This window comes from Streptococcus parasanguinis (assembly GCF_040908565.1).
GTDB classification, from domain to species: Bacteria; Bacillota; Bacilli; order Lactobacillales; family Streptococcaceae; genus Streptococcus; species Streptococcus parasanguinis_AC.
On sequence record NZ_JBDGEA010000022.1, the window covers coordinates 12656 to 35819 of the forward strand.

14 protein-coding genes, 1 other RNA gene and 2 pseudogenes are annotated in these 23164 nt (G+C 45.5%); 3 read left to right on the forward strand and 14 right to left on the reverse strand.

Annotated features, from left to right (window positions below):
* Nucleotides 1-340: 340 nt before the first annotated feature.
* The 4 genes from ffs to AB5Y61_RS09635 form a co-directional block, all read right to left on the reverse strand.
* Nucleotides 341-436, reverse strand: an RNA gene (gene ffs, locus AB5Y61_RS09620) — signal recognition particle sRNA small type.
* Nucleotides 437-474: 38 nt separating this feature from the next.
* Entirely contained in the window at nt 475-987 is a 513-nt protein-coding gene (tadA, locus tag AB5Y61_RS09625) for a tRNA adenosine(34) deaminase TadA (protein WP_368403993.1), read from the reverse strand.
* Between the two features lie 203 nt (nt 988-1190).
* A complete protein-coding gene (locus tag AB5Y61_RS09630) occupies nt 1191-2114 on the reverse strand; it encodes a hypothetical protein (RefSeq protein WP_368403994.1) in 924 nt (307 codons plus the stop codon).
* Nucleotides 2115-2251: 137 nt separating this feature from the next.
* On the reverse strand, nt 2252-3544 hold the full coding sequence (locus tag AB5Y61_RS09635) for an adenylosuccinate synthase (RefSeq protein WP_070665062.1): 1293 nt from the start codon (nt 3542-3544) through the stop codon (nt 2252-2254).
* A 374-nt stretch (nt 3545-3918) separates the two neighbouring features.
* Between AB5Y61_RS09635 and hslO the strand changes: the two genes are divergently transcribed.
* Both hslO and dusB read left to right on the forward strand, forming a co-directional pair.
* Nucleotides 3919-4791 carry an Hsp33 family molecular chaperone HslO gene (gene hslO / locus AB5Y61_RS09640; protein WP_368403995.1) on the forward strand — a complete coding sequence of 291 codons (873 nt, stop codon included), beginning with the start codon at nt 3919-3921 and terminating at the stop codon, nt 4789-4791.
* Nucleotides 4778-5755 (forward strand): tRNA dihydrouridine synthase DusB, encoded by a 978-nt coding sequence (gene dusB, locus AB5Y61_RS09645; RefSeq protein ID WP_049471951.1) that lies wholly within the window; start codon nt 4778-4780, stop codon nt 5753-5755. Before hslO ends, dusB begins: the two co-directional genes overlap by 14 nt.
* 37 nt (nt 5756-5792) lie before the next feature.
* Here the strand turns inward: dusB and AB5Y61_RS09650 are convergent, their stop codons facing one another.
* From AB5Y61_RS09650 to AB5Y61_RS09695, 10 genes and pseudogenes are all read right to left on the reverse strand, one after another.
* The gene (locus AB5Y61_RS09650; protein WP_223325473.1) at nt 5793-6479 is read right to left on the reverse strand and encodes a YoaK family protein; all 687 of its coding nucleotides are present in this window, start codon (nt 6477-6479) and stop codon (nt 5793-5795) included.
* Nucleotides 6480-6607: 128 nt separating this feature from the next.
* Nucleotides 6608-7384, reverse strand: a complete 777-nt coding sequence (locus AB5Y61_RS09655; RefSeq protein ID WP_368403996.1) for an NUDIX domain-containing protein — start codon at nt 7382-7384, stop codon at nt 6608-6610.
* Nucleotides 7385-7471, reverse strand: a pseudogene (locus AB5Y61_RS10630) (nicotinamide riboside transporter PnuC); the annotation flags it as partial.
* Nucleotides 7472-7616: 145 nt separating this feature from the next.
* The gene (locus AB5Y61_RS09665; protein WP_368403997.1) at nt 7617-8678 is read right to left on the reverse strand and encodes an AAA family ATPase; all 1062 of its coding nucleotides are present in this window, start codon (nt 8676-8678) and stop codon (nt 7617-7619) included.
* Between the two features lie 164 nt (nt 8679-8842).
* Entirely contained in the window at nt 8843-9568 is a 726-nt protein-coding gene (locus AB5Y61_RS09670; protein WP_368403998.1) for a hypothetical protein, read from the reverse strand.
* A gap of 266 nt (nt 9569-9834) precedes the next feature.
* Entirely contained in the window at nt 9835-12264 is a 2430-nt protein-coding gene (locus tag AB5Y61_RS09675; protein ID WP_368403999.1) for an ATP-dependent Clp protease ATP-binding subunit, read from the reverse strand.
* The gene (locus AB5Y61_RS09680; protein ID WP_368404000.1) at nt 12265-12729 is read right to left on the reverse strand and encodes a CtsR family transcriptional regulator; all 465 of its coding nucleotides are present in this window, start codon (nt 12727-12729) and stop codon (nt 12265-12267) included.
* A 217-nt stretch (nt 12730-12946) separates the two neighbouring features.
* Nucleotides 12947-16459 carry an alpha-L-fucosidase gene (locus AB5Y61_RS09685; RefSeq protein WP_368404001.1) on the reverse strand — a complete coding sequence of 1171 codons (3513 nt, stop codon included), beginning with the start codon at nt 16457-16459 and terminating at the stop codon, nt 12947-12949.
* Nucleotides 16460-16605: 146 nt separating this feature from the next.
* Nucleotides 16606-21696, reverse strand: a pseudogene (locus AB5Y61_RS09690) (Ig-like domain-containing protein); the annotation flags it as partial.
* A gap of 218 nt (nt 21697-21914) precedes the next feature.
* Nucleotides 21915-22436, reverse strand: a complete 522-nt coding sequence (locus AB5Y61_RS09695) for a DNA starvation/stationary phase protection protein (RefSeq protein WP_368404002.1) — start codon at nt 22434-22436, stop codon at nt 21915-21917.
* A 156-nt stretch (nt 22437-22592) separates the two neighbouring features.
* On the opposite strand from AB5Y61_RS09695, the gene AB5Y61_RS09700 reads away from it, so the two are divergent.
* Entirely contained in the window at nt 22593-23063 is a 471-nt protein-coding gene (locus AB5Y61_RS09700; protein ID WP_049492554.1) for a COG2426 family protein, read from the forward strand.
* Nucleotides 23064-23164 lie beyond the last annotated feature (101 nt).

Sequence of the window (23164 nt, forward strand, 5' to 3'; positions counted from 1 at the left end):
TTCATGTTACGCTATAGCCCTCACGTCGCTTCGCTCCTCAGGATCAATATCTCTAAGTTCGGTTGCGCCTTACAGGCTAATTTCATTTACGCTATAGCCCTCACGTCGCTTTGCTCCTCAGGATCAATATCTCTAAGCTCGGTTGCGCCTTATAGGCTAATTTCATGTTACGCTATAGCCCTCACGTCGCTTCGCTCCTCAGGATCAATATCTCTAAGTTCGGTTGCGCCTTACAGGCTTGATTCGTTAAGAGCTTTTATCGGTTTACAGCTTTTTCCCTAACGGGAAAAACTGCATCCATTGCTCTAAGATTTGTCTGCGTCCCTTGGACTTGACTCATCAAGAGCAATAGAAAAGAGCACACAGTTCACTTCGCTTAGGGCTGCTGGATTCCTCCCCTGACCCGCTTCACGCAGAACTGTTGCTCCGATAGGTATTATATCATAATTTGTTCGATTTGCAAAGGTCCGGTTTTTATTCTTGTGTTTCGGCCTTGGCTGCGAGTTTGGCTTGTTTTTTTCGTTCTCGACCTTGGCGGAAGAAGGTCTGCATGATGGCTGCACATTCTGCTTCCAAGATTCCTGTTTCTACTTCGACTCGGTGATTGAGGCGTTCATCTGCCAAAATGTCGTAGAGACTACCTGCTCCACCGAACTTCTGATTGGTCGCCCCGTAAATCACCTGGGGAATCCGAGCTAGACCAATGGCACCACTACACATGACACAGGGTTCAATGGTCACAAATAGGGTGGTGTCTAGCAAACGCCAGCTCTCTTCGTGCTGATTGGCTTCTTCGATCGCCATTACCTCTGCATGCATGACAGCCCGCTGCAATTCTTCCCGCGCATTATGGCCACGTCCGATAATCTCACCGTCTTTGACAATGACACAGCCAATAGGAATTTCCTCATGGGCTAGGGCAATTTCTGCTTCTTTTAAGGCCTCGCGCATAAAGGCTTCTTTCTCTTCTAAGGTGTAATCTCTCACTTACGGTACTCACTTATTTTTTATTCTGTTTCTATTATATGATGAAGCCAAAAAAAAAGCCACCAATGGGCGACTTCTTATAGGGAGATATTATGAAAAAAGTTTGGATTCTAAACAAAGTTGGGAGGTCTTTGTTTATAGTCTTAGTATAGACCTTGTATCTTAAACTAATCTTAAGAAATTTATGATCCAGAAAAAAGATGTTAATCATTACTTGGATGTACTTTTTTCCACTCTTCAAAATCCGCATAACTCTTAATTTGTGTCTTCTCACCAGTCTCACCGTCTTTCGCATAAATCTCCATAATCTCTTGGCCTTTTGGCGCAAACCAATGAAGAGCAGTGTTAAACCATTCTTCTGTACTTACCTGGCCAGGTCTGGCAAATAATGCTTCTCCATTAGAAAGATTTTCAGCCACTTTTGGTAGTTCTAAAGCCAGATTTGTATTCTCCAAATTTTTAGCCTTCTGATAAGCATTATTTAGATTCAATTTCCCGATAAATATACCATAATCAGATCTTATTTTAGATGAAAAATCTAATTTATCATATTCTTTCCCAAACAACTCATAAACTATCTGGTAATCCGTACTTTTAGCAGATTCAACCCTCTCACTTTCCATATCATACCAGATTGTATCAGCTTTTAAATCGGTCGTATAGTATGTTAATTCTAGATAATCTTTTCCTTCATATGTGATAGCTGTTAAATCAATAATCTGATGATTTATCCCATCTTTGAGGAGAATAGGGAGTAGATCAAATGTCTTCTTTTTAAAATTTGATGTATTCAAATCATAGGTTGTAATGATAACGGACTCTCCTTTATCAATTTTTAGCTTATTTGCCTTAGCATCTACTCTATATTTATAACTGGCTGTCACAAAATAATTTTGGGTCATACCAACATCTCCAGTAATGTGATTTCTATCTAAACCAATTGAAACATATTGTCTGTCTGCACCAAAACTTTGAATCGATTTTACCTTAGGTGCTTTGTCTTCAATAAAACTATATCCTAATTCTGGTTTAATGGTATAAGCGATTTTAAATCCTAATCTTAGTAATAAAAAAGTCATTGCTAAGACAGAAATTACTATCAGTATCCATTTTATCAACTTTTTCATCCACGACCTCCCCGTCCGCTAGCAATTTTCTATTGTGTTTTATGAGTTTTTCTTCTTGTTTTCTAAAAAAGAGAAGACTTTTCAGTCCTCTCTTTATTGTAACTTTTTTATTCCCTATCGTCGACTTCAAGCCGGAATTATTTACTTGACCAGACACTTTCAAGGATATTGGTTTGGTCACGATCTGGTCCGACTGAGAAGGTCGAAATGCGCACACCAACCAATTCACCAATCCGGCGCACATAGTTGCGGGCATTTTCTGGAAGCTCATCCAAGTGGCGAACACCGGTGATGTCTTCTGACCAACCTGGTAATTCTTCATAGATTGGTTTGCAACGTTTGAGTTGCTCCAAGCTTGCTGGGTAGTGGTCGATGCGTTCCCCATCCAAGTCGTAGGCTACACAGATTTTCACTGTATCCAAGCCGGACAGAACGTCGATCGAGTTCAAGCTAAGGTTGGTAATTCCTGACACGCGACGGCTATGGCGCATGACAACTGAGTCAAACCAACCAACACGACGAGGACGACCGGTTGTTGTCCCATACTCATGGCCGACTTCACGGATCCGATCACCCACTTCATCGAAGAGTTCCGTAGGGAATGGGCCATCACCAACACGGCTAGTGTAGGCTTTACATACACCGACAACCTTGTCGATCTTGCTTGGGCCGACACCTGATCCGATGGTCACCCCACCTGCGACTGGGTTTGAAGAGGTTACAAATGGATAGGTTCCTTGGTCGATATCCAACATAACCCCTTGGGCTCCTTCAAAGAGCACGCGCTTGCCGTTATCCAAAGCATCGTTCAAGATGACAGAAGTATCGGTTACATATTGCTTGATTTGTTGACCATATTCATAGTATTCTTCGAAGATATCGTCAAATGACAGAGCCTCTGCATCATAGAGTTTGGTAAATTGACGGTTCTTTTCTTCCAAATTGATGCGAAGACGTTCCGCAAAGACGTCGCGGTCCAAAAGATCCGCGATCCGGATTCCCACACGCGCAGCCTTGTCCATGTAGGCTGGTCCAATCCCTTTGATGGTCGTTCCAATTTTGTTGTCGCCTTTAGACTCTTCTTGGAGACGGTCCAATTCGATATGGTAAGGAAGGATGACATGGGCACGGTCAGAGATACGAAGGCTGTCCGTTGATACTCCTTCTTCATGGAGATAAGCCAACTCTTTAACCAATGATTTAGGGTTGACCACCACGCCGTTTCCGATGACAGAGATCTTTTCAGGGAAGAAGATACCAGAAGGAATCAAGTGCAACTTGAACTTTTTGCCGTCGATTACGATGGTGTGCCCGGCATTGTCCCCACCTTGATAGCGAGCAATGACTTCTGCATTGGCTGATAGGAAGTCTGTAATCTTCCCTTTTCCTTCATCACCCCATTGGGTTCCTACTACAACAACTGATGTCATAATTCTTTTTCATATACCATAGATAGTTCCCTATCTATGCCTTTCTTCAAACTAGGGGCAGGAGTCTCACCTGCAAGTTTGTCTTACACTCTATTATAAGAAATTTCCTCGTTTTTTTCAAGGTCGGCTATTTCTTTGCTTGGTTTTTATCCTTAAAAACCGCTTCTCATTTTCCAAACATCCATCTTTTGATCGTCATTTTAAACGTTAAAGAATGATTGTTCGTCTTTTGCCTTTTTTACTTCCTAAAACAGATCCTATTCTATTCAGTTTCTAAGCGAAACTCTTCCCTGAAAGATTTTATCCCTTCACCGTCTAAATAAATAAAGTTACTCCCTTCACCTCTTTCCCTTTTTTATGCTAAAATAGAAGCTATGGACAAAATTATTAAAACTATCTCAGAAAGTGGCGCTTTTCGTGCCTATGTACTAGACAGTACAGAAACTGTACGAACAGCCCAAGAATACCATCAAACACAAGCTAGCTCCACGGTCGCACTTGGCCGTACCCTCATTGCCAGTCAAATCTTGGCGGCAAACGAGAAAGGAGATACTAAAATTACGGTCAAAGTTCTTGGAACTAGCTCACTCGGAGCCATCATCACCGTGGCAGATACTAAAGGAAATGTTAAAGGCTACGTGCAAAATCCTGGAGTGGATATCAAGAAGACTGCGACTGGTGAAGTTCTGGTGGGACCATTTGTCGGAAACGGAGAATTCTTGGTCATCACAGATTATGGTACGGGAAATCCTTATAACTCCATGACCCCTCTTGTAACCGGTGAAATCGGAGAAGACCTGGCCTTTTATCTGACGGAAAGCCAACAAACGCCATCTGCAGTAGGACTCAATGTTCTGTTGGATAACGAAGACAAGGTTAAAGTGGCAGGTGGCTTCTTGCTCCAGGTCTTGCCAAATGCCAAGGAAGAAGAAATCGCGCGCTTTGAAAAACGCATCCAAGAAATGCCTGCCATCTCCACTCTTTTGGAGTCTGACGACCATATTGAAGCCCTTCTTGCTGCCATCTATGGCGAAGAGCCATACAAACGTCTCTCTGAAGAAGAGATCCGCTTCCAGTGTGACTGTAGCAAGGAACGCTTCATGAATGCCCTGGCTAGCTTGCCAGCCAAAGACCTTCAAGAAATGAAGGACGAAGACCAGGGAGCAGAAATTGTTTGCCAATTCTGTCAGACAGCTTATCACTTTGATGAAAACGACTTGGAGGAACTCATTCGTGACAAATCTTAATACACCTTTTATGATTGGGAACGTCGAGATCCCAAACCGTACTGTCCTAGCCCCAATGGCTGGAGTGACCAACTCGGCTTTCCGGACCATTGCAAAAGAACTGGGAGCAGGGCTCGTTGTGATGGAAATGGTCTCTGACAAGGGAATCCAGTATAACAATGAAAAGACACTGCATATGCTCCATATCGATGAAGGCGAAAATCCTGTATCGATCCAACTCTTTGGAAGCGACGAAGACAGCCTCGCACGCGCAGCTGAATTTATCCAAGAAAATACCAAGACCGATATCGTCGATATCAACATGGGCTGCCCAGTGAATAAAATCGTGAAAAACGAGGCGGGTGCTATGTGGCTTAAAGATCCCGATAAGATCTACTCTATCATCAACAAGGTCCAGTCTGTCCTTGATATCCCTCTGACTGTTAAAATGCGGACAGGTTGGTCGGACCCTTCTCTAGCAGTTGAAAATGCGCTCGCTGCCGAAGCTGCGGGTGTCTCTGCCCTTGCCATGCATGGACGGACCCGGGAACAAATGTATACGGGTCATGCAGACCTTGAGACCCTTCACAAGGTTGCGCAAGCTCTTACCAAGATTCCCTTCATCGCAAATGGAGATATCCGTACGGTTCAAGACGCCAAGCAACGCATCGAAGAAGTCGGTGCCGATGCTGTCATGATTGGCCGTGCCGCTATGGGCAATCCTTACCTCTTCAATCAAATCAATCATTACTTTGAAACAGGAGAAATCCTGCCTGATTTAACCTTCGAAGACAAGATGAAGATTGCTTATGAGCATCTGAAACGCTTGATTGATCTCAAGGGCGAGCACATTGCCGTCCGCGAATTCCGTGGACTTGCCCCTCACTACCTTCGTGGTACCTCAGGTGCAGCCAAACTCCGTGGCGCCATCTCCCAAGCCAGCACTCTGGCTGAGATTGAAGAACTTCTTCAATTAAAAGCATAGAAATAATAAAAGCAGGACCTCATATGAGGTCCTGCTTTTATAGATTATCTGTTTGCAGGCCGAGTTGTTTGACTCTAGCGGTGTAGTAAGTCATGATCAAAAAGAGGTTAGCTGTGATCAGCCAGATGGACCATTGGTGGATGAAATGCATGAGGATGGCCACGCTAATAGCTCCCGCGACAAAACTTCCAACGACAATCCCGTAGTTCATGGCCTGACGCCGATACTCGACCAAATCTCCTTCACCTCGAGCAATTCGGTACAAGGCCGTCAGCATCTTGCGATAATTTCCGGAAGTCATAAAGATCACATAAGGGTGATTTTCGATCAAGCTCCCTGTAAAGGTCAACATCATCATTCCCGTCCCAAAAGCTATAAAGGGAACTTCTACAGGTGGTATGACAGACACTAAGGGAATCAGGAGTGTCACCACAAACAAAGGAATCAACATCTTGGTTCGCCAAAAGGCTGTCTTGCGATATTCTTTGATATGGAGGGCAACCACAAAGCCGATGGAAAAGAATAAAATAGATGAAAAACGCATGATGGTATTTTCGACGCGGGGATCGTGCCAATCAGCGATGAGAAGCAGGAGGTTCCCAGTTTGGGTCGCGACCAAACTCCGGTAGTGCATGTGGCAAAAAACATCAAGGCCCCCGCCGATAAAACCAAGCAGAGCCCCCATCAGTCGTGTATTTTGTGGTAAGATGATTTTTTCTTCCATAGTCGTATCCCTTTTGATTTCAATTATGTTTATTATACCACTTTGCACACAAGTGGAGCAGGAAAAATCAGAAAAAGCCCTTGACTACAAAAAGTAGCTGAGGGCTGATAGAATGGTCCTCGCTCGATCTACTCTTTTAAGCGATAGGTCTTGCGTGGTTTTTTCTTAGGTACCCGCTTGACGCCCACTTCTTCCACAAATTCTCCGAATTTCACGAGGAAGTTATTGCTAACGATGGGGCGTCCTGGATTGATTAGATTGACCAATTCGGTTGCTTCATAAACAGTGAAAGGCTCCTCTAACAGATAGAGGAAGGTTGGATTCCAGTCCAAACGCCCCTGAATCCGCTTGATCGACTCTTGGATGATTTGATAGTGGTCAAAGGCAAAATCAGAAGCAACTAAGGCTTTCCCCTCTAACAAACACTGGGACTTTTTGAAATCGACATCGAGAAAAACAACTTCCTTGGCATCATCTCCTGCATGGGCTAAGTCTACTGCTTCTGCTGGTAGATAGACCAGATGAGCGATGGTAATGACCCAGCCTCTGGGGTCCCGCCCAGGGGTGGAAACCGTCATGAGCTGCTCCACCTTATTAACTGGAAGATCGAGCCCAACTTCTTCTTTGACCTCCCGGATACAAGCATGGGTTGCATCTTCATCCTTGTTCACAAAGCCCCCCACCAAGGCTAGGCGGTGTTGATATGGGTGGGCCTTGCGGCGAATGGCTAAAAGCTTGAGCTGGCCTTCGACAAAACAGTAGGCCACCATGTCTGCTGTGACACTAGGGGTTTCATAAGTCGGTAAGTCTTGTTCCTTGTACCACTTGAGAAAGTCAGCTTCACTTGCGACCGTCTCAAAATACTCTTTCTCCGTCATTCCTGCTGGAATCAAGAGATTGGTCATTTAGGCCACCTCCTTCTTGAGGGTTTTGGTCCATTGGTACCAGCCCACTAGACTATTGAGCGTGTAGACCCAGTACATCCCTTGAATTTGAATACTCTGATCCCACCAGAGGAGTTTCATAATATTGACAAAGCCTTGCTTTTTCGCTTCTCGGTGGACATTTCTAAGGTCTTGGATAAAGGTTATGAATTTTTCAGTGAGGTTGTTCATTAGGTGATTCATAAGCTGCTCCTTAGTCGGCTTGGTAGATGGCATCAATAACCTTCTTGGCTTCTTCATAGTTACCGAGGTAGTCTGATGCGAGGAAAGTAGTCGGAATGTTTCCTAGGTATTGCTGGCGCAATTGGTCTAGGTAATTTGAAAAGCTGGTGCGGATCTCTTCATCAGCCATGGTCATGTCTCGGAAACCATCATTGACATAAGAGCCGATCGGCTGAACAAAGAGGATCAAATCCCATTTTTCTTTAGACAAAATACTAACAAAGAGGTTGTCAAAGGTATCGGTCATGCTGGTATCCTGGCCTTCGACTTCCATGTAGTAGTCGTAGTAACCTTTGGTCACCAGGGAATTGGTATCTGCGATGACCAGGCCTCGATTGGCACTACTATCGATGAGCTTAGAGGTTTGATCATACTGTCCTAAGAGGAGGTAATAGTAATCTTTCGGTGTGAGTTCATCATCCCGAACATTGTTCTTGATCTGGTATTCACGGGCATACTCAAGACTAACAGGAGCATCGTAAAAGCGAGCCAAGTCTTTTGCAAGGGTCGTTTTCCCGTTGCTGGCGCTCCCCATGATCAAGACTTTTTTCGTGAACTGGCGACGGAAGGGCTGGGCGATGTATTTCCAGTATTTGCTTGGATTTTCCCGGATCATGGTAGCAGAGATTCCAAAGCGACGTTCCTCTAAGTGGACTTCAAACCCTCTCGCTTCCAACTCTTCCTTGTAGGCTTTCTCCCCCACATAAAAGATTAACTCTTCTGTCTCTGTTTGATACTGGATGGTATCAAGGGCTGTTTGTAACCAAGGTTCCCAACCCAAGGGATAACGAGGAAGTTCCGTCTCATCTAGCTTATAGACTTGGGTCAATTCATCATCTGAGAAGGCTTCACGGATATAGCGGAAGCGTTTTTGTAAGGTCAAGCCCACTTCTTCGCCACGGTCCCCTTCATAACCAGATACGATGACACGAATACGATCACACTGACGCTTGGCCCGTTGGATCAGGTCAATATGCCCTTGATGAAGAGGAGCAAAGGTTCCAAATACCACAGCGATTCTTTCTTTATTCATAACAGTTCCTTTTTATATTTTTTTATAAATATGTTTTCTTTATGTTTTTATTATATACTATATTTTCTGGATGCCAACACTTTTTTATAAAAAAATATATTTTTCTTTGAAAGAGCAAAAAAAGATCTGAAAAGATAAGATTTTCTTTTCAAATCTTTCGACTTTTATTCACGAGTGAGGGAGTGGCTGACACCGTCTTTCAGAACTGTCACACTGGATACAGAGCCATCTTTTCCAACTACGATATCTAGAGTCGCTGAAGATCCATCGCCTGCTGAGAGATTAGCATGGTAATGGCCGTCATCCAAGGTGTAGTTATAACCGCTGACGCCATAAGCTACGGGTTGACCCCCAGGAAGCTGGATCGTTACTTGACCACCTTGACCAATAGTGACTCCAGTGTCGCGTTTGTCAGACCAATTCCCTGCTGCTGCAGAGAAGTCCCCTGCTGCCACGGAATAGACTCCCTTGTATTGGGTATTCTCCGTAGCAGACGCTTGCTTCTTAGCATGAGCATAACCTTCTTCTAGACTTGGCAATTTTTCTTTAGCTGGTGTTGCTGGAGCGGCCACTTCTTTTGTTTCTTTTGTTACTGGCGCTGCCGGAGTCGCTGCTTTAGCTGGAGCAGGGGTTTGACTAGCTGCAGCTTGGGTATTTTTACTACCAACGGTGTGACTTTCTTCTGATTTGCTAGCAGAGGATGAAGATGCAATCGGATCCTTGCTAGTGATCACTTTTTTCTTAGAAGAAGAGCTAGTTTGTTTGACTTGACTGGTCTTTGAACTGCTTGCTTCTGTTGTCTTTTCTTCTTTATTCCCGCCACAAGCTCCTAGGAAAAGACTAGCTGTAAGAGCTAGCGCTGCTAGGGAAATTATTTTTTTGTTTTTCATAACCGAACCTCTTTTGTAACATTTGTAATATTTTGTAACATTATTGTAACACTGTTATATGAGGCTGTCAATAGTTTCTCAAATATTTTTCTAATTTGAAAGAAGTTTTAAAAATACTAAAGCCTTGCGAATGAAAAAAGAAGTTGAGATCTTTGACCTCAACCTCTCTATACAGGGCTGGTAAAAGGATATGAAATAGCAGTCTACAGGGCATATTGTGTTCCCTTATCTGCAATCCAAAACAGTGCATATATAGCATGAATTTCCTAGACAATCTCGAACTTGATCGCACCGGCTGTCGTTCCAACCTTGATGGTTTGCCCTTCTTGGACTTGGCCTTTAAGCAATAGCTCTGCTAGTTGATCTTCCACTTCGGTCTGCAAAACGCGGCGGAGTGGGCGAGCTCCCATTTCTGGATCGTAGCCTTTGGTTGCTAGCAACTTGAGCGCTGAAGGCTGGAATTTGAGGGTCATGCCTTGTTCTGCCAAGGTCGCAATGAGCGGTTTGACCATGACTTTCACAACCTGCTGCATGTCCTCGCTTGAGAGGCTATGGAAGACCACCTTTTCATCAATCCGGTTGATAAACTCTGGACGATAGGTCTTCTTCAACTCTTCAAACATACGTTTTTCCATATTGGCCTGGTCAAAGCGGATATCTTTGGCACCAAAACCAACTGTCTTATCATCCCGAAGGGCTGTTGCTCCCAGGTTTGAGGTCATGATGATAATGGTATTAGAGAAGTCGATCTTCCGGCCTTTGCTATCGGTTAAGACTCCGTCATCTAAGACTTGCAAAAGGACATTGAAAATGTCTGGGTGGGCTTTTTCCACCTCATCAAATAAGAGGACAGAATACGGTTTGTTGCGGACTTTCTCAGTCAACTCGCCCCCTTCTTCGTAGCCCACATAGCCTGGAGGGGCACCGTTGAGGCGGCTAGCGGCGAATTTTTCCATGTACTCACTCATATCAAAACGGATGAGGGCCGATTCATCATCAAATAGAACTTCCGCCAAAGCTTTGGCTAGCTCTGTTTTTCCGACACCGGTAGGTCCTAGGAACATGAAAGAACCGATCGGACGTTTATTGCTACGGATACCCGATTGATTGCGACGAATAGCCCGACTGATACTAGAAACGGCTTGATCTTGACCAATCACGCGCTTGTGCAATTCTGTTTCTAAGTTTAGGTACTTCTTGGCATCAGTTTGGGTCAGTTTTTGAGTTGGAATACCCGATAATTGGCTCAAGGTCACCAAAACATCTTGGTCAGTGACCTCTTTTTTGTAGACAATGGGAGCAGCCTCTACTTGTAAGAGCTGGGCTGCTTTCTTCCACTTGCCATCCATCAAAGCCCGGTCCAAGGCGGTCAACTCTTCTTTTACGTGACCGTTGGAATCGCGGTTTTGTACGGTAGCTGCCGCTTCATCCAAGAGATCAATGGCTGAATCTGGCAATTGACGGCTGGTCAAATAGCGGTGGGCATATTTGACAGCTGTTTCGATCGCTTCATCGGTAATGACCACATGATGGTGGTCCTGGTAGGTTTCTTTCAAGCCTTGGAGAATTTGGATGCTATCTGCAACACTTGGCTCTTCAATGGTGACTTTCGCAAAACGCCGAGAGAGAGCCGCGTCTTTTTCGATATGCTTTTGGTACTCATCTTGAGTCGTAGCCCCAACTGTACGCAAGGTTCCTCGTGCCAGGGCTGGTTTTAGAATATTGGCTGCGTCTAAGGTCGAATCAATACCAGATCCTGACCCCATAATGGTATGCAGTTCATCGATAAAGAGAATCACGTGACCGTCTTCTTCGATGTCCTGGATGATATTGTTCATCCGTTCTTCGAAGTCCCCACGGAAGCGTGTCCCTGCAACGACATTCATGAGATCCAATTCAAGAACACGCATTTTCGCGATTTCAGCTGGAACATGGCCACTAGCGACCCGCTGGGCCAGACCTAAGGCAAGGGCAGTTTTTCCGACCCCTGCTTCTCCCACCAATACAGGATTGTTCTTGGTCTTGCGGCTGAGGATTTGAATCATGCGTGAAATCTCTGCATCCCGGCCGATCACAGGCTCAAGCTGGCCTGCACGCGCCATTTCTGTTAAATCACGGGTATAATCTTCAAGACCTCCACTGGTACTTGGGGGCATGCCCATCATATTTCCCATGGTTTGGCGGTTAGGGTTTTGGGCGCGATAGAGACTCCGGATGGCTTTGATATCATTTTTGTCCCAGCCCGCCTTGTCTTCTAGATTCTTTCGAAGGGAAGCAACGGGAACACCTTTGTCTTGTTCTGTAAAGGCAAAGCCGGCAAACTCCATAACTTGGCTAGCCAAGGTCCCACGGTCTGCTAGAAGAGAGAGGAGTACATGCTCTGTTCCCAAGGTCTTGGCATGAAGAACCTGGGCAATCTCTCTTGCGTGCTTCATCATCGCTTCCATCCGATAAGAAAATGGGAAGATTTCATACCGATTGTCGCTTTGAAAAGCTTGGCCTGTAATATGCTCCGCTGCATCCTGAAATTCGTCAATCTGCATAGGATAATCGTTGAGCACAGAACCTGCCACGCTATAGGGATTATTGGCCATAGCCGTCAGGAGATGCCAAGTATCTAAGGTATTCCCCTGATAGTGGCCTGCTAGTATTTGGGCCGCTTCTATACTTTCTAACAGTGCTGTTGAATAGTTCATCTAGTCGGTATTTCCTTTTCTATCTACTTGTTGAATGATTTTTTTCAGCATACTTGCTCGTAGGACGAGAGCATCTCTACCTAGAACCTCATCGGAGGTTGTCGCACGCAACAGCTGAGTCTCACGTTGTGTCAATAATTTTTCTTCATAGAGCATCTGGAGGATATCATGGAAGACCTGCTGGCTGATGGTCTCTCCAATATTGGCTGCCAGGTCTTGGAGCATCTGATGGTGATCTGAAAACTGGACCTTGCCAATGCGGATATAGCCCCCACCACCGCGCTTGCTCTCTACAATATAGCCTCGACTCTCGGTAAAGCGGGTCTTAATGACATAGTTAATCTGACTGGGTACGACCTGAAAGACATCTGCCAACTCACTTCTTTTGAGCTCCGCCATGCCAGCTTGAGCCAGCAAGGCCTTGATATAAGCTTCAATGCTATCAGATGTGTTCTTATTTGCCATGATGCTCCTTTCTGACTTGTTTTCTTCTAGATAGATGCTCTACTCTTTAGCGCATAAAGATGCCCTTGGAGTGTTCGTTTTGATCATTGACCTTATTTGACTATTATACAATTTTTACGGCTGTAAATAAAGCAAAGACTCCATGGAAATAGGAATCTCTTTAGGAAAGGAGAAAAAAAGAGGCTAGTGGGAACTAACCTCTTATGCAAAGAAGGAATTACTCTTTGCGACGAGCGAATTTGACACTTCCACCTAAGAAACCTAGACCAAGAAGGCCTAACCAAGCAAAAAATCCACTTTCTTTTGTACCGGTTTGAGGAAGTTTTCCTTCCGATTGTAGAGAAGGACTTTCAACCACTTCTTTTTCCGGATGGTCTGAAGTCGAAACAGAAATTGCTTCTGGGGTTTTCGGTTGAAAGAGGACTGGTCTTTCTTTTTCTTTTTTGTCTTCTGCTTGAGAAAGAGTCATAATTTCTGGCTGCACCTTACTTGGAGTTACAGGAGTGGTTGGAGTCGGCGTCTCAGGTTTCAAAGGACTTTCTTCCGCTTCCTTCGTTCCGACTTCTGTGATTTGGTCCTGGGCTTCCACTTCGACAAAGGCATCGACTTCTGTCCGAATTTCTTTGCCTTCTTCTTGTCGAACCTCTATCAACTTCAACCGGCGGCCAACCTTACCTGCTTGAAGGATCTGGCTTTCGCCCTTGGCCAAGTCCTTGTTTTCACGCGTTTGAGTCTCAAATGGAATCTCCTCCGCTTCGATGAGCAGTTCTGGCTTTTCAAGAATCAAATCCCGAACACCTTCGTCTGGGCGTGTCTGCGTCAGCGGTTCATAATTGTGAGCATCTTCTAAGATGGTTTTAAGGGCTTCCACTTGATTCGCTGCAGCAACCCAATCTGGTCGCTCTTGATTCAACAACTGAGTCAATTCAGCCAATTGATGTTGAATAGTCGGTTTGAGGTCTGCTTTTAAGCGATCGAGTGAAGTAGCCTTGATCTTTTCTACTCCTTCTTTGATAATCTGTTGTAGCTCTTCTTGACTGAGCAACTGACTATCTTTTCCTAATAGGACAAACCGGTCTACCTGGATGGCTCTAGATGACTGAGGGTCATTGAGGGCTGGATCTAGGTGTAAGCGTAGCTGGTGGTAGCCTTTTGCTAGACCTTGCAGATTGACCAAACTCTGGTCGAGCTTGCGTTGATCTCCATAGCCACTGAAGTAATGATCCCCTTCGATCTCATAGTCATGCCCCCGCCCTTCTTCAAAGGCGATTTCTTTTCCGTCTAGGGTGACGCTGTAGAGACCATGACTTGGATCAACCACTCCTCGAACCTCCACACCAGTTCCCTTAAAGGTGATGGTCACGTCAATGTGTTTCTTGCCTTCCTCATCGGTCACTTGGTTAAAGCTCGACCAGGATTCTGTTCCATTTGAGAAGTTTTGATTGTCTGTCTCATGATGCCAGCCTTGGCTGTAGTGCAGTTTTGGATCTTGGTCATCCACTTCTTTACGATTTTCTGGAAGCAGGTCCTCGTTCATCACTTGGACTGTCAGCTCTGGAATAAAGCCGACCAGACTTCCTTGATCCGGATGCAACAATTTGACCTTAAAGTCATAGACATCTGTCGCCTTGCCTGCAAAATCAAGGGTTGGGACTTGGACTGTTTTTTCTGTCTCTCCATCTGCAAACTCGAGAGTGACATTGGTATCTTTATAAACCTTGCCATGAACCCCTGTTCCTGGTTCTGTGATTAATTTAAGACTAGCACTTCCTTTAGAGCCACCTTTTCTCTTGACGACGACTTGCGCTGGGTCGCCTTTCTTAACAGCTAGGGTTGGCTGGGCAAACTCAAAGAGGCCCTTTTCTTGGTTATTGAGGGCATAAATCCCTTCCGTTGCGATCGCATCTCCCTTGCTATTGACCACGGTCAAAGTATGGGCTCCTGCTTTCAAATCCGGTGTTTCATAGACCTTTTGGCTGCGTTTGCGGGTTGGACTTTGGGTATTAACCGTCGCTAGTTTTTGGCCATCGACATAGACATCCATTTCCCCATGACCAGGGTCGACAGTTGCGACCACATAGGCTTTGGTGCCTTCGAACTGATAGGTCACCGAAGCTCCCTTCTCCTTGGTCCACATAGAGGTGCCTCGAACGCCTTCTCCCTCTTCATTCCATTGGCTATTGGCCCGCTCAGCAGTCCGGTCAGAGTGATAGGCCAAACCAAGCGGATAGCCATCCGTTTCTTCAATGCTAGCTGGCGTCTTATAGACAGAGACTCCGTTCAAGATTGGAGTGGCTTGAGCATCGGTGATGGACACCCGGATATAGCGACTATCAACTGGTTGCCTTTTGATCAAACGGCGGTATCCTACGGTTGAACCAGCTCCAAAAGGAACCCATTGACCATTCACAGCCACATCGATGTTGAAGCCAGAAATCCGTTGGCCTTTCTCGATGGTTTCTTTGAGCTCTACTACATCAAAATGCTGTTCTTTTCCAAGATCGAGAACAAAAGATCCGGTCTTGGCATCATCGGCAGGTGCCCAACTGGTCTTTTCATCGCCATCTGTCAAATGGCTGGCCTTGTAGAGAGCATTGCGTCGTGTCGAGTCCGCTTCTACCAAAGCGCCCGCCGCATAGTCCACGCTGTAGAGTTGGTCCAAGGTCTGACGGAATTCTTTCAAACGGGCCACATCCGCATCCGCAAATTTCCCATCTTGGTTTGGTGGAATATTGAGCAGAAGCGGAGTTCCACGGCCAACCGATTTGAAGTAAATGTCCATCAATTCGCGCAAGGACTTAGGCTCTTGATTGTCATGGTAGAACCAGCCGGAGCGAATGGAAACATCCGCCTCTCCCACTGAGTATTGCTTCCCTTCCGGATCCCCGTGATTGAGGTAACTATTAGATGGATTGTTGCGGATCTTATCTGGATTGACCTTTTGCCAAACCGGATCTCCGGCAATCCCCTTTTCATTTCCAATCCAACGAACATTGGTCGGCTCAGCTGAGAAGATGGCAATATCCCCTTGGGCTTTGCGAATGGCTTCAAACCACTTGTCAAAGGTATAGGTGACTTTTTGAGCCCCATCGCCACGCGCTCCATCCATCCAGACTTCTACGAACTTACCCTTGTTCCCATATTTTGGATCTTCAAGGATTTCTTTGAGCTGGTTGAGGTAGTATTCGTTGTATTGGTCCTCTGTGTCCACATGGTAGAGAGGGCTGTGAGCATCCCAAGGGGAGAGGTAGACCCCCATATCCATGTCATACTTGCTGGCAGAAGCAGAAACTTCAGCTAGGACATCGCCTTTCCCTTCCTTCCAGCCACTTTTGGCAATAGTATGGTCGGTGTATTTGGAAGGGTACAAGAGGAAGCCATCGTGGTGCTTAACGACCATGATGGTTCGTTTAAAACCAGCATCTTTCAGGGTTTTGATCCACTGATCGGTATCCAGATGCTCTGGATAGAAATAATAAGGATCTTCTTGCCCATCTCCCCACTCACGATCGTAGTAAGTATTCATCCCAAAGTGGATGAAGGCTGCCAGTTCTTCACGGTGGTATTGCATTTGAGCCTTGCTTGGAAGCGGACCATAGTCTGCAATCTCAGGCTCCTCATCTAGAGAAGTAGCTGGTTGGGTGGCTTCTGTCCCTTGGCTAACTGTGCGATTTTCTTTCTCACTAGTAGCTGCTGAGGCATGCTCTGATTTTTCTTGGTGCTCGTTCACAGTGCTCTCCTCCTCTCTTTACTGTTTATCATATCTCAGTTTAATCGCCGGTGGCTCTCACTATTCTTAGTGATTCGTTGAACAAAAAGCCCAAAGATAAGCGATTGATTGTCTTTATCTTCAAGTAGCCTAGACTGTTGCTACAGTTCATCATCGCTTGTGAGATGGAGGCGGTATTCTTGTAAGATGGTGCCATCTTCTGCTTTGTGGATGACGCGGATTGGCTCACCTTCATGGACGCTTGGCACAACTGTTGCAAGACCGTGATGGCTAGCTGTTGCTTCCACTTGTGGATAAGCCCGACCACGCGCATCGATGTAGTAATCTGTCACACTTGGGTTGACACCTGGCAAGACATCGCCATTAACACGAATGGTCACCTGACTCTTTTCTTCTGCCGCAACCTTATTGGCAAAGATCTGAATCTCTGAAATAGAGCTTCCACGCTTACCTTCTGGTGTCTTCATACGGATCCGAACGGCATAGGTGTCGACTTTATCAAAACTGAAATGATTCATCTTACCAGCTGCTACTCGTTCTTCAACGGTTAGGTTGCTGACTTCTTTCCAGTTAGCTGGGTTGTTAAATGGATGGTCTATTTCGTCTTTGACGCGATTTGGATTGCTTGGTACTGTTGGAATTTGCTCCCCTACATAGTACTCAATCACGTATTCACTTGGAGCCCCAACGCCGTGGTCTTCATGGAAACCAACATGGAGGTTGTCCACTGCTCGCTTGGTCAAGATACCAGAATCTCCAAACAAGATACCGACAGAATCTTCCGCATTGTCACGGCCCCAGTTGGTCCAACGGTTAGCTGGAGCATCGGTAAAGGAAATCACCTTATCATTGACCTTAGCAACTGGATCTGCATCATTAGAGTCACTTGCAAAAGCAAGTGGCAAGACTGAGCCTGTCCATTGTTCTGCTACGTTTGCTCCCTTGACTGTGGTGCTAGAAACACGGATATGAAGACGGGTTGGAAGGTCGGTTCCTTCTACACGACCGGAGATAACAACTTCTCCTTCTTGGGCCAAGAGTTGCGGATCGACCGCATCCCAGGCTACCTTGGCAGCATAGGTCTTGCCATTAGAGTGATAGGTCCGCACGCTTTCTGGAAGAGCTGGTTTTTCTCCGACTGGAGTGGTGGTACTGACTTCTTCTACAGCGATAATGCCTTCAACTGTGACTTGAGCTTGGGCTTCTTTCTCCACACCTTCTACATGACCTGTAACTGTAAAGCTATGGTAATTCTTGACTTGATCTGCTGTCACAGCATCCCAGATCACGCGTTTTTCTTTAGGGAATCCCTTGTCATACTCAACCAAGACGGTTTCTGGAAGAGCTGGCAAAACGTTTCGATCCGTACTAATCCGTACAGGACGTACCTTCGCAACCGTCTTTTCTTCAGTATTTGGTATGATGGTAAAGCTTACTTCTCCTGTTTGACCTTGGAAGTTGGCTTCTAAATGAACCAATCCTGCTTCCCGCAGTTCCAAACCTTTCTTAGTCGCAACCGCTTTTCCTTGACTACCAGCTGTTGTTTTGACATCGATTTGATCTGCTTGGAGACTCGCCTGGCTACCATCTTGGTAATGGGCAATGACTTCAAGTGGTACCGTTTGGTCTTCCTTGAGTTCCTGTCCTTCTGGCAGACGCAATTCTAAACGCTCAATCTGTGGACTTTCTTCTTGGAATTGGACAACATAGGTCTGCACAGCTCCCGTATCCTTAGCAGTCACATAGATTTGAGCTTTCAAACCATTTTCACGGCTAGCTTGTAGGACCGTCACTTGAGCATTTTCTGCACTTGCTGTAACTTGACCTGGTTCTTGACCATAAGCCAGCGAACGGAAAATGGTATGGTTGCCACTACCAAATTTTGGAAGAGCTACTCCATCTAGCTGAACCGTTGGTTTCTTAGCCTTGGCTACTTCTCCTCCTGCAACCACTAGTGTTGCTTGAACCGTTTCCCCATTGCCTAATATTCCTGTCGCTTTCAAGCGTGCTCCTGGTGTGGACAACTGATCTTCTTGACCAGCTTCCAAGGTCCATTGATCAACTTCATAGCTAACTGTTCGGCCATCTGTGAAGACCAATTGCACAGTCTTATCCACTGTCGCTAGGTCTGCTCCCTGTGGAATTTGTTTGATGACTGGAAGGACTTGTTCCACGCCGATCACATCGACCAGAGCTTCGACTGTGCGCCCTTGAACATGACCTGTCACACGAACTTGGCCGGCACGGCTATAGTCTGCTTTGTCCCATTCAACAGCTTCTTCTTGGGCCTTGCCATCGCTATAGACCACATTGACCTTACTTGGTAAGGCAGGCTCTTCTCCCAGATAAGCACTTTGTCGAACAGGTTCCACACCTAATACAGTGCGTTCTGCTTGGTCCTTCTTACCTGTAAAGAGGCTGACTTGGTCTGATTGCAAGCGATCTGAGTCTGCATAAAGAGTAAAGGATCCTGCTTGCTCAGTTGATTTGACAATGACCACCCCTTTGCCGTTGAAGGCTTTGCGTTGCCATGAGCCATCTTCCTGCGCTTTGTAGCGTTCACGGCTGGCTTGTTCCCCATTATCGACACCGACAATTTGGCCTTGTCCATGCAAATGGAAATGCACCAAATTATTGGCAGTTGGCACGACACGACCTTCTTCATCGACGATTTCGTAGGTAATATAGGTCAAATCCTTACCGTCTGCCGCAATCGCGTGTTCTTCTTTCAACAAGCGGACACCTGCAGCCTTGCCGGCTGTTTCGACTTGATCTTTCGAGATCACTTCTCCTGCTTCGTTGCGGGCAATGGCTTCCACTTTACCTGGTACATAAGGAACCAACCACTCTAGATAGAGTTCATCCGGATTTGCCCCTTCTTGGTAGGTCCGGCCATCTACTGTGGTCTTCTTGGTAAAGGTTTTGACTCCTTGTGATTCCCCATTGACAATCAATTCCACACTGTGGGCATTGGAGAAGGTCCGAACAGGAATCCGACCTTCTTCATCCATGACACGATTGGCTAATTCTGGGTTGTCCCAGTTCCAATGCGGCAAGAGATGGACCATCGGATGCTTTTCAGCCGATACCCATTGACTTTGGTAAAGGTAAAAATCATTCTTTGGAAGGCCGGCAGTATCGACAATACCGAAGTAAGAACTTTTCACAGGTGTGTCATTTTGGTTGTGCCATGGAGTTGGCTCACCGATATAGTCCGTACCAGTCCAGATAAATTGCCCTGCATAGCCGGCATGATCGCGGTCAAAGGTCCAAGAGGCTGTCGCTGTCCGCCCCCAACCAACCCGGTCATTACCGTAGTCTGATTGTTCATAGTGGCGATCTTCTTGGTTGCTTCCGACCCATTCTCTTTCAGGGTGGTAGTAAGAACCCCGTGTCCGCGTCGCAGAAGAGGTTTCAGAACCATAAATGAGCCAGTTTGGATGTTTCGCTCGTAGGCTTTCATAGTTGGCCTCTGAATAGTTAAATCCAACTGCATCGAGCTCTGCCGCTACCTTTTCATGTCCTCCTGATCCATCACCAAAGCGGAATTTATCAGCTCCCATGGTGACATAGCGAGTTGCATCCACTTCCTTGATGGTCTTGACCAACCGACGAACGGTTGCGACAGACTTATCAGATCCATCTGCCTCACCGATTTCGTTACCGATTGACCACATCACAATAGAAGGATTGTTCTTGCCTCGCTCTACCATGGTTCGAAGGTCATAGTCAGACCACTTATCCCCTTTACGAGCTTCTGGATGCGTTGCATCCTTTTCAAAGAATCGACCGTAATCGTATTGTTTCTTACCACCATACCAAGTATCAAAAGCTTCTTCTTGGACCATCAAGCCCAACTCGGCCGCAATTCGCAAGGTTTGTTCACTGGCTGGGTTGTGGGTCGTCCGGATCGCATTGACTCCCATGTCCTTCATCTGTTTGAGGCGGCGGTATTCAGCCTTGTAATTTTCCTCAGCTCCGAGAGCCCCATGGTCATGGTGAAGGGAAACACCGTGGAATTTCGTAGCCACCCCATTGAGGAAGAAGCCACCTTCTGGCGTCCAGTTCAAATAACGATAGCCAAAGCGTTCCTTTTGCACATCCACCAACTGTGAATCCCGATAAACCCGCGTATACAAAGTATAAAGAGCTGGATGATCCGTTTTCACATCCCAGAGGGTCGGTTTTTCAACATGAAGGGTATGTGAGAGGTTGATTCCTTGACCAGCTAAAACAGATTGCGCCTCACTGCGCGTTTTTTCGCTCACCACTTGGCCATTTTGATCGACAATTTCATATTCCGCATAAATACTATGAGCTTGATCATCTTGGTTGACAATGCGGCTCTTCACTACTGTATCCACTGCCCCACCTTGCTGTTTTTCCAACTGAGGGGTCGTAATCGTAGTCCCATACTGCGCCAAATGAACCTTGTCCGTTACACTCAGCTTCACATCCCGGTAAATCCCACTACCAGAATACCAACGGCTACTTGGTTGTTGATTGACCACATGAACGGCGATAGTATTTTCACTTCCATCTGCGTTCAAATAAGGGGTAATATCATAAGAAAAGGCATTGTAGCCATTTGGGTAATGACCGACAAATTGTCCATTTACATAGACTTTGGAATCCATGTAAACCCCGCCAAATTCCAAGCGGACCTTCTTATCTAAATCTTTGTCATCCAAACGGAAGGTCTTACGATACCAAGCATCTCCACCGTTTAATTGACCCCCTTCATTTTGAGCAGGAGAGTTGTGATCAAAATCAAAGAAAATAGACCAGTCATGAGGAAGATCTAATTTTTTCCAATCCTTGATATCCACTTGACGCCCTTCTGCACCAGGAGCCGCATTCAATTTAAAATACCAATCTTTATTAAAATCACGTTCTCGATCTTGCACAATATCCTCCGCCACACGATTTTGATCTGGAGCAGCTGTTTCTTCCGTTCCTGTAGCACGCTCAGATGAAGCTGAAACAGGCTAGCCCTCGCCTTGAGGCGCTGCCTTTTCCTCAGCTCTTGTAGGAGTGATGACAGCTGGAGCTTCTGAATTTTCCGATACAACACTTGGTGCCTCAATCGAAGTCGGTTCACTTTCGAGGACTGGCTTTTCTTCCGCATGGACCCTTGAAAGACCCAAGGCAGAAATCCCAATCACAACAGATCAAGCTTCAACAGATAGCTTCCGAATACTAAACACAAGACGCTTTTCAAAAAAAGACTTTCCCATAAGAATCTCCTCTTAGGATTAACAATTAAATTTGTAAACGCTTTCTTGTACCTGCGAACACTTGCAGAAAATCACATATTAACTATACCAAAAAAAGAGGATCGATAGGTCTCAATTTCGCTCCAACTATAGTTAGATTAAGAACTCCTTTAATTAGTGGAAGTCTTTTTAAATTCCAAAAAAAGAGAAGTCTTAGGACTCCTCTTTTACCATTTTTCTTATAATCCTGGTTCTTGACCAAGTTCAGCAGCCACCATCCAAATGTTCTTTTCAAGTTCTGCTTTAGCCCCAACAAAGATATCGTTGGTTACATCATCTCCTTCAGCGTCAGTAACATCCAAAGCTTTTTGGTAAAGGCCATCAAGGTAATGGAAGATTTCAAGAACACGTGTCAAACTTTCTTCTACATTTTTCGTAAATGTTCCACGGCGTTCTTCAATATTGCTGTGTTCCAAAAATTCAGTCATGCTAGAATAAGGAGCTCCACCAAGAGTGATCAAGCGTTCGCTCACTTCATCCAAGGTTGCATCCAAGCTGTCCATGTATTCGTCCATTTTTGGATGCCAAACCATAAAGCCACGTCCACGCATATACCAGTGTACTTGGTGGAGGGCAATGTGAGCTACGTAGAGATCTGCTACGACTTGGTTCAAGAGTGCTTTTGTTTCTGGAAGACTTTCTTTATTAGAAGGTGCAAAAGTTGCTACATCAGTAGCTGCTTCATGTTTCATAGTTGTCATGTCGTTTCTCCTTTTTTTATAATGATTCTAATTAACTATATCTTTATTATATGCTTCCTCCACCAGAAAGTCAAGATAAAAGATTAAAAAAGATCATAGTTGTCAATTGAGAAAAGATACGATAGAATGTAAAAGACTAATCGAAAGGCATAACCAATGAAATATATCTTTACCTTCCTGATCTCCATGGTTCCCCTCGTTGAATTGCGCGGAGCCATCCCTTTTGCCATTGCAAATGGTATTCCCCTATGGACAGCGCTCCTCATTGGAGTGATCGGAAATCTTCTCCCAGTCCCTCTGATCTTCTTCTTCGCCCGCCATATTCTCACCTGGGGCGCAAAAAAACCGATTATCGGAGGCTTCTTTAGCTGGTGTCTCAATAAGGGTCATAGAGGCGGACAGAAATTAGAAAAAACTGCAGGAGACAAGGGAATCTTCTGGGCCTTATTGCTCTTTGTGGGAATCCCTCTTCCGGGAACTGGTGCCTGGACCGGCGCCCTTGCAGCTTCTATCCTTGACTGGGACTTCAAACGCAGTAGCCTTGCGGTCATGCTCGGAGTAATCCTAGCTGGCCTCATCATGGGGACCCTGTCCCTGCTTCTAGGAATCGATACCTTCGCACATTAACCAAAAGAGTTTTCCGTTCTTCTAAGAGTATAGACAAACTGTTTTTTACAAATCTAATAAATTCTATAAAACAAAAAAATTTATTTATTAGAATTACTCAG

What these genes read in the sequence shown, in the direction of transcription:
- AB5Y61_RS09630 (WP_368403994.1), bottom strand. Translation starts at nt 2,114, where the DNA reads ATGAAAAAGTTGATAAAATGGATACTGATAGTAATTTCTGTCTTAGCA.
- AB5Y61_RS09635 (WP_070665062.1), bottom strand. Translation starts at nt 3,544, where the DNA reads ATGACATCAGTTGTTGTAGTAGGAACCCAATGGGGTGATGAAGGAAAA.
- hslO (WP_368403995.1), top strand. Translation starts at nt 3,919, where the DNA reads ATGGACAAAATTATTAAAACTATCTCAGAAAGTGGCGCTTTTCGTGCC.
- AB5Y61_RS09650 (WP_223325473.1), bottom strand. Translation starts at nt 6,479, where the DNA reads ATGGAAGAAAAAATCATCTTACCACAAAATACACGACTGATGGGGGCT.
- AB5Y61_RS09655 (WP_368403996.1), bottom strand. Translation starts at nt 7,384, where the DNA reads ATGACCAATCTCTTGATTCCAGCAGGAATGACGGAGAAAGAGTATTTT.
- AB5Y61_RS09665 (WP_368403997.1), bottom strand. Translation starts at nt 8,678, where the DNA reads ATGAATAAAGAAAGAATCGCTGTGGTATTTGGAACCTTTGCTCCTCTT.
- AB5Y61_RS09670 (WP_368403998.1), bottom strand. Translation starts at nt 9,568, where the DNA reads ATGAAAAACAAAAAAATAATTTCCCTAGCAGCGCTAGCTCTTACAGCT.
- AB5Y61_RS09675 (WP_368403999.1), bottom strand. Translation starts at nt 12,264, where the DNA reads ATGAACTATTCAACAGCACTGTTAGAAAGTATAGAAGCGGCCCAAATA.
- AB5Y61_RS09680 (WP_368404000.1), bottom strand. Translation starts at nt 12,729, where the DNA reads ATGGCAAATAAGAACACATCTGATAGCATTGAAGCTTATATCAAGGCC.
- AB5Y61_RS09695 (WP_368404002.1), bottom strand. Translation starts at nt 22,436, where the DNA reads ATGACAACTATGAAACATGAAGCAGCTACTGATGTAGCAACTTTTGCA.
- AB5Y61_RS09700 (WP_049492554.1), top strand. Translation starts at nt 22,593, where the DNA reads ATGAAATATATCTTTACCTTCCTGATCTCCATGGTTCCCCTCGTTGAA.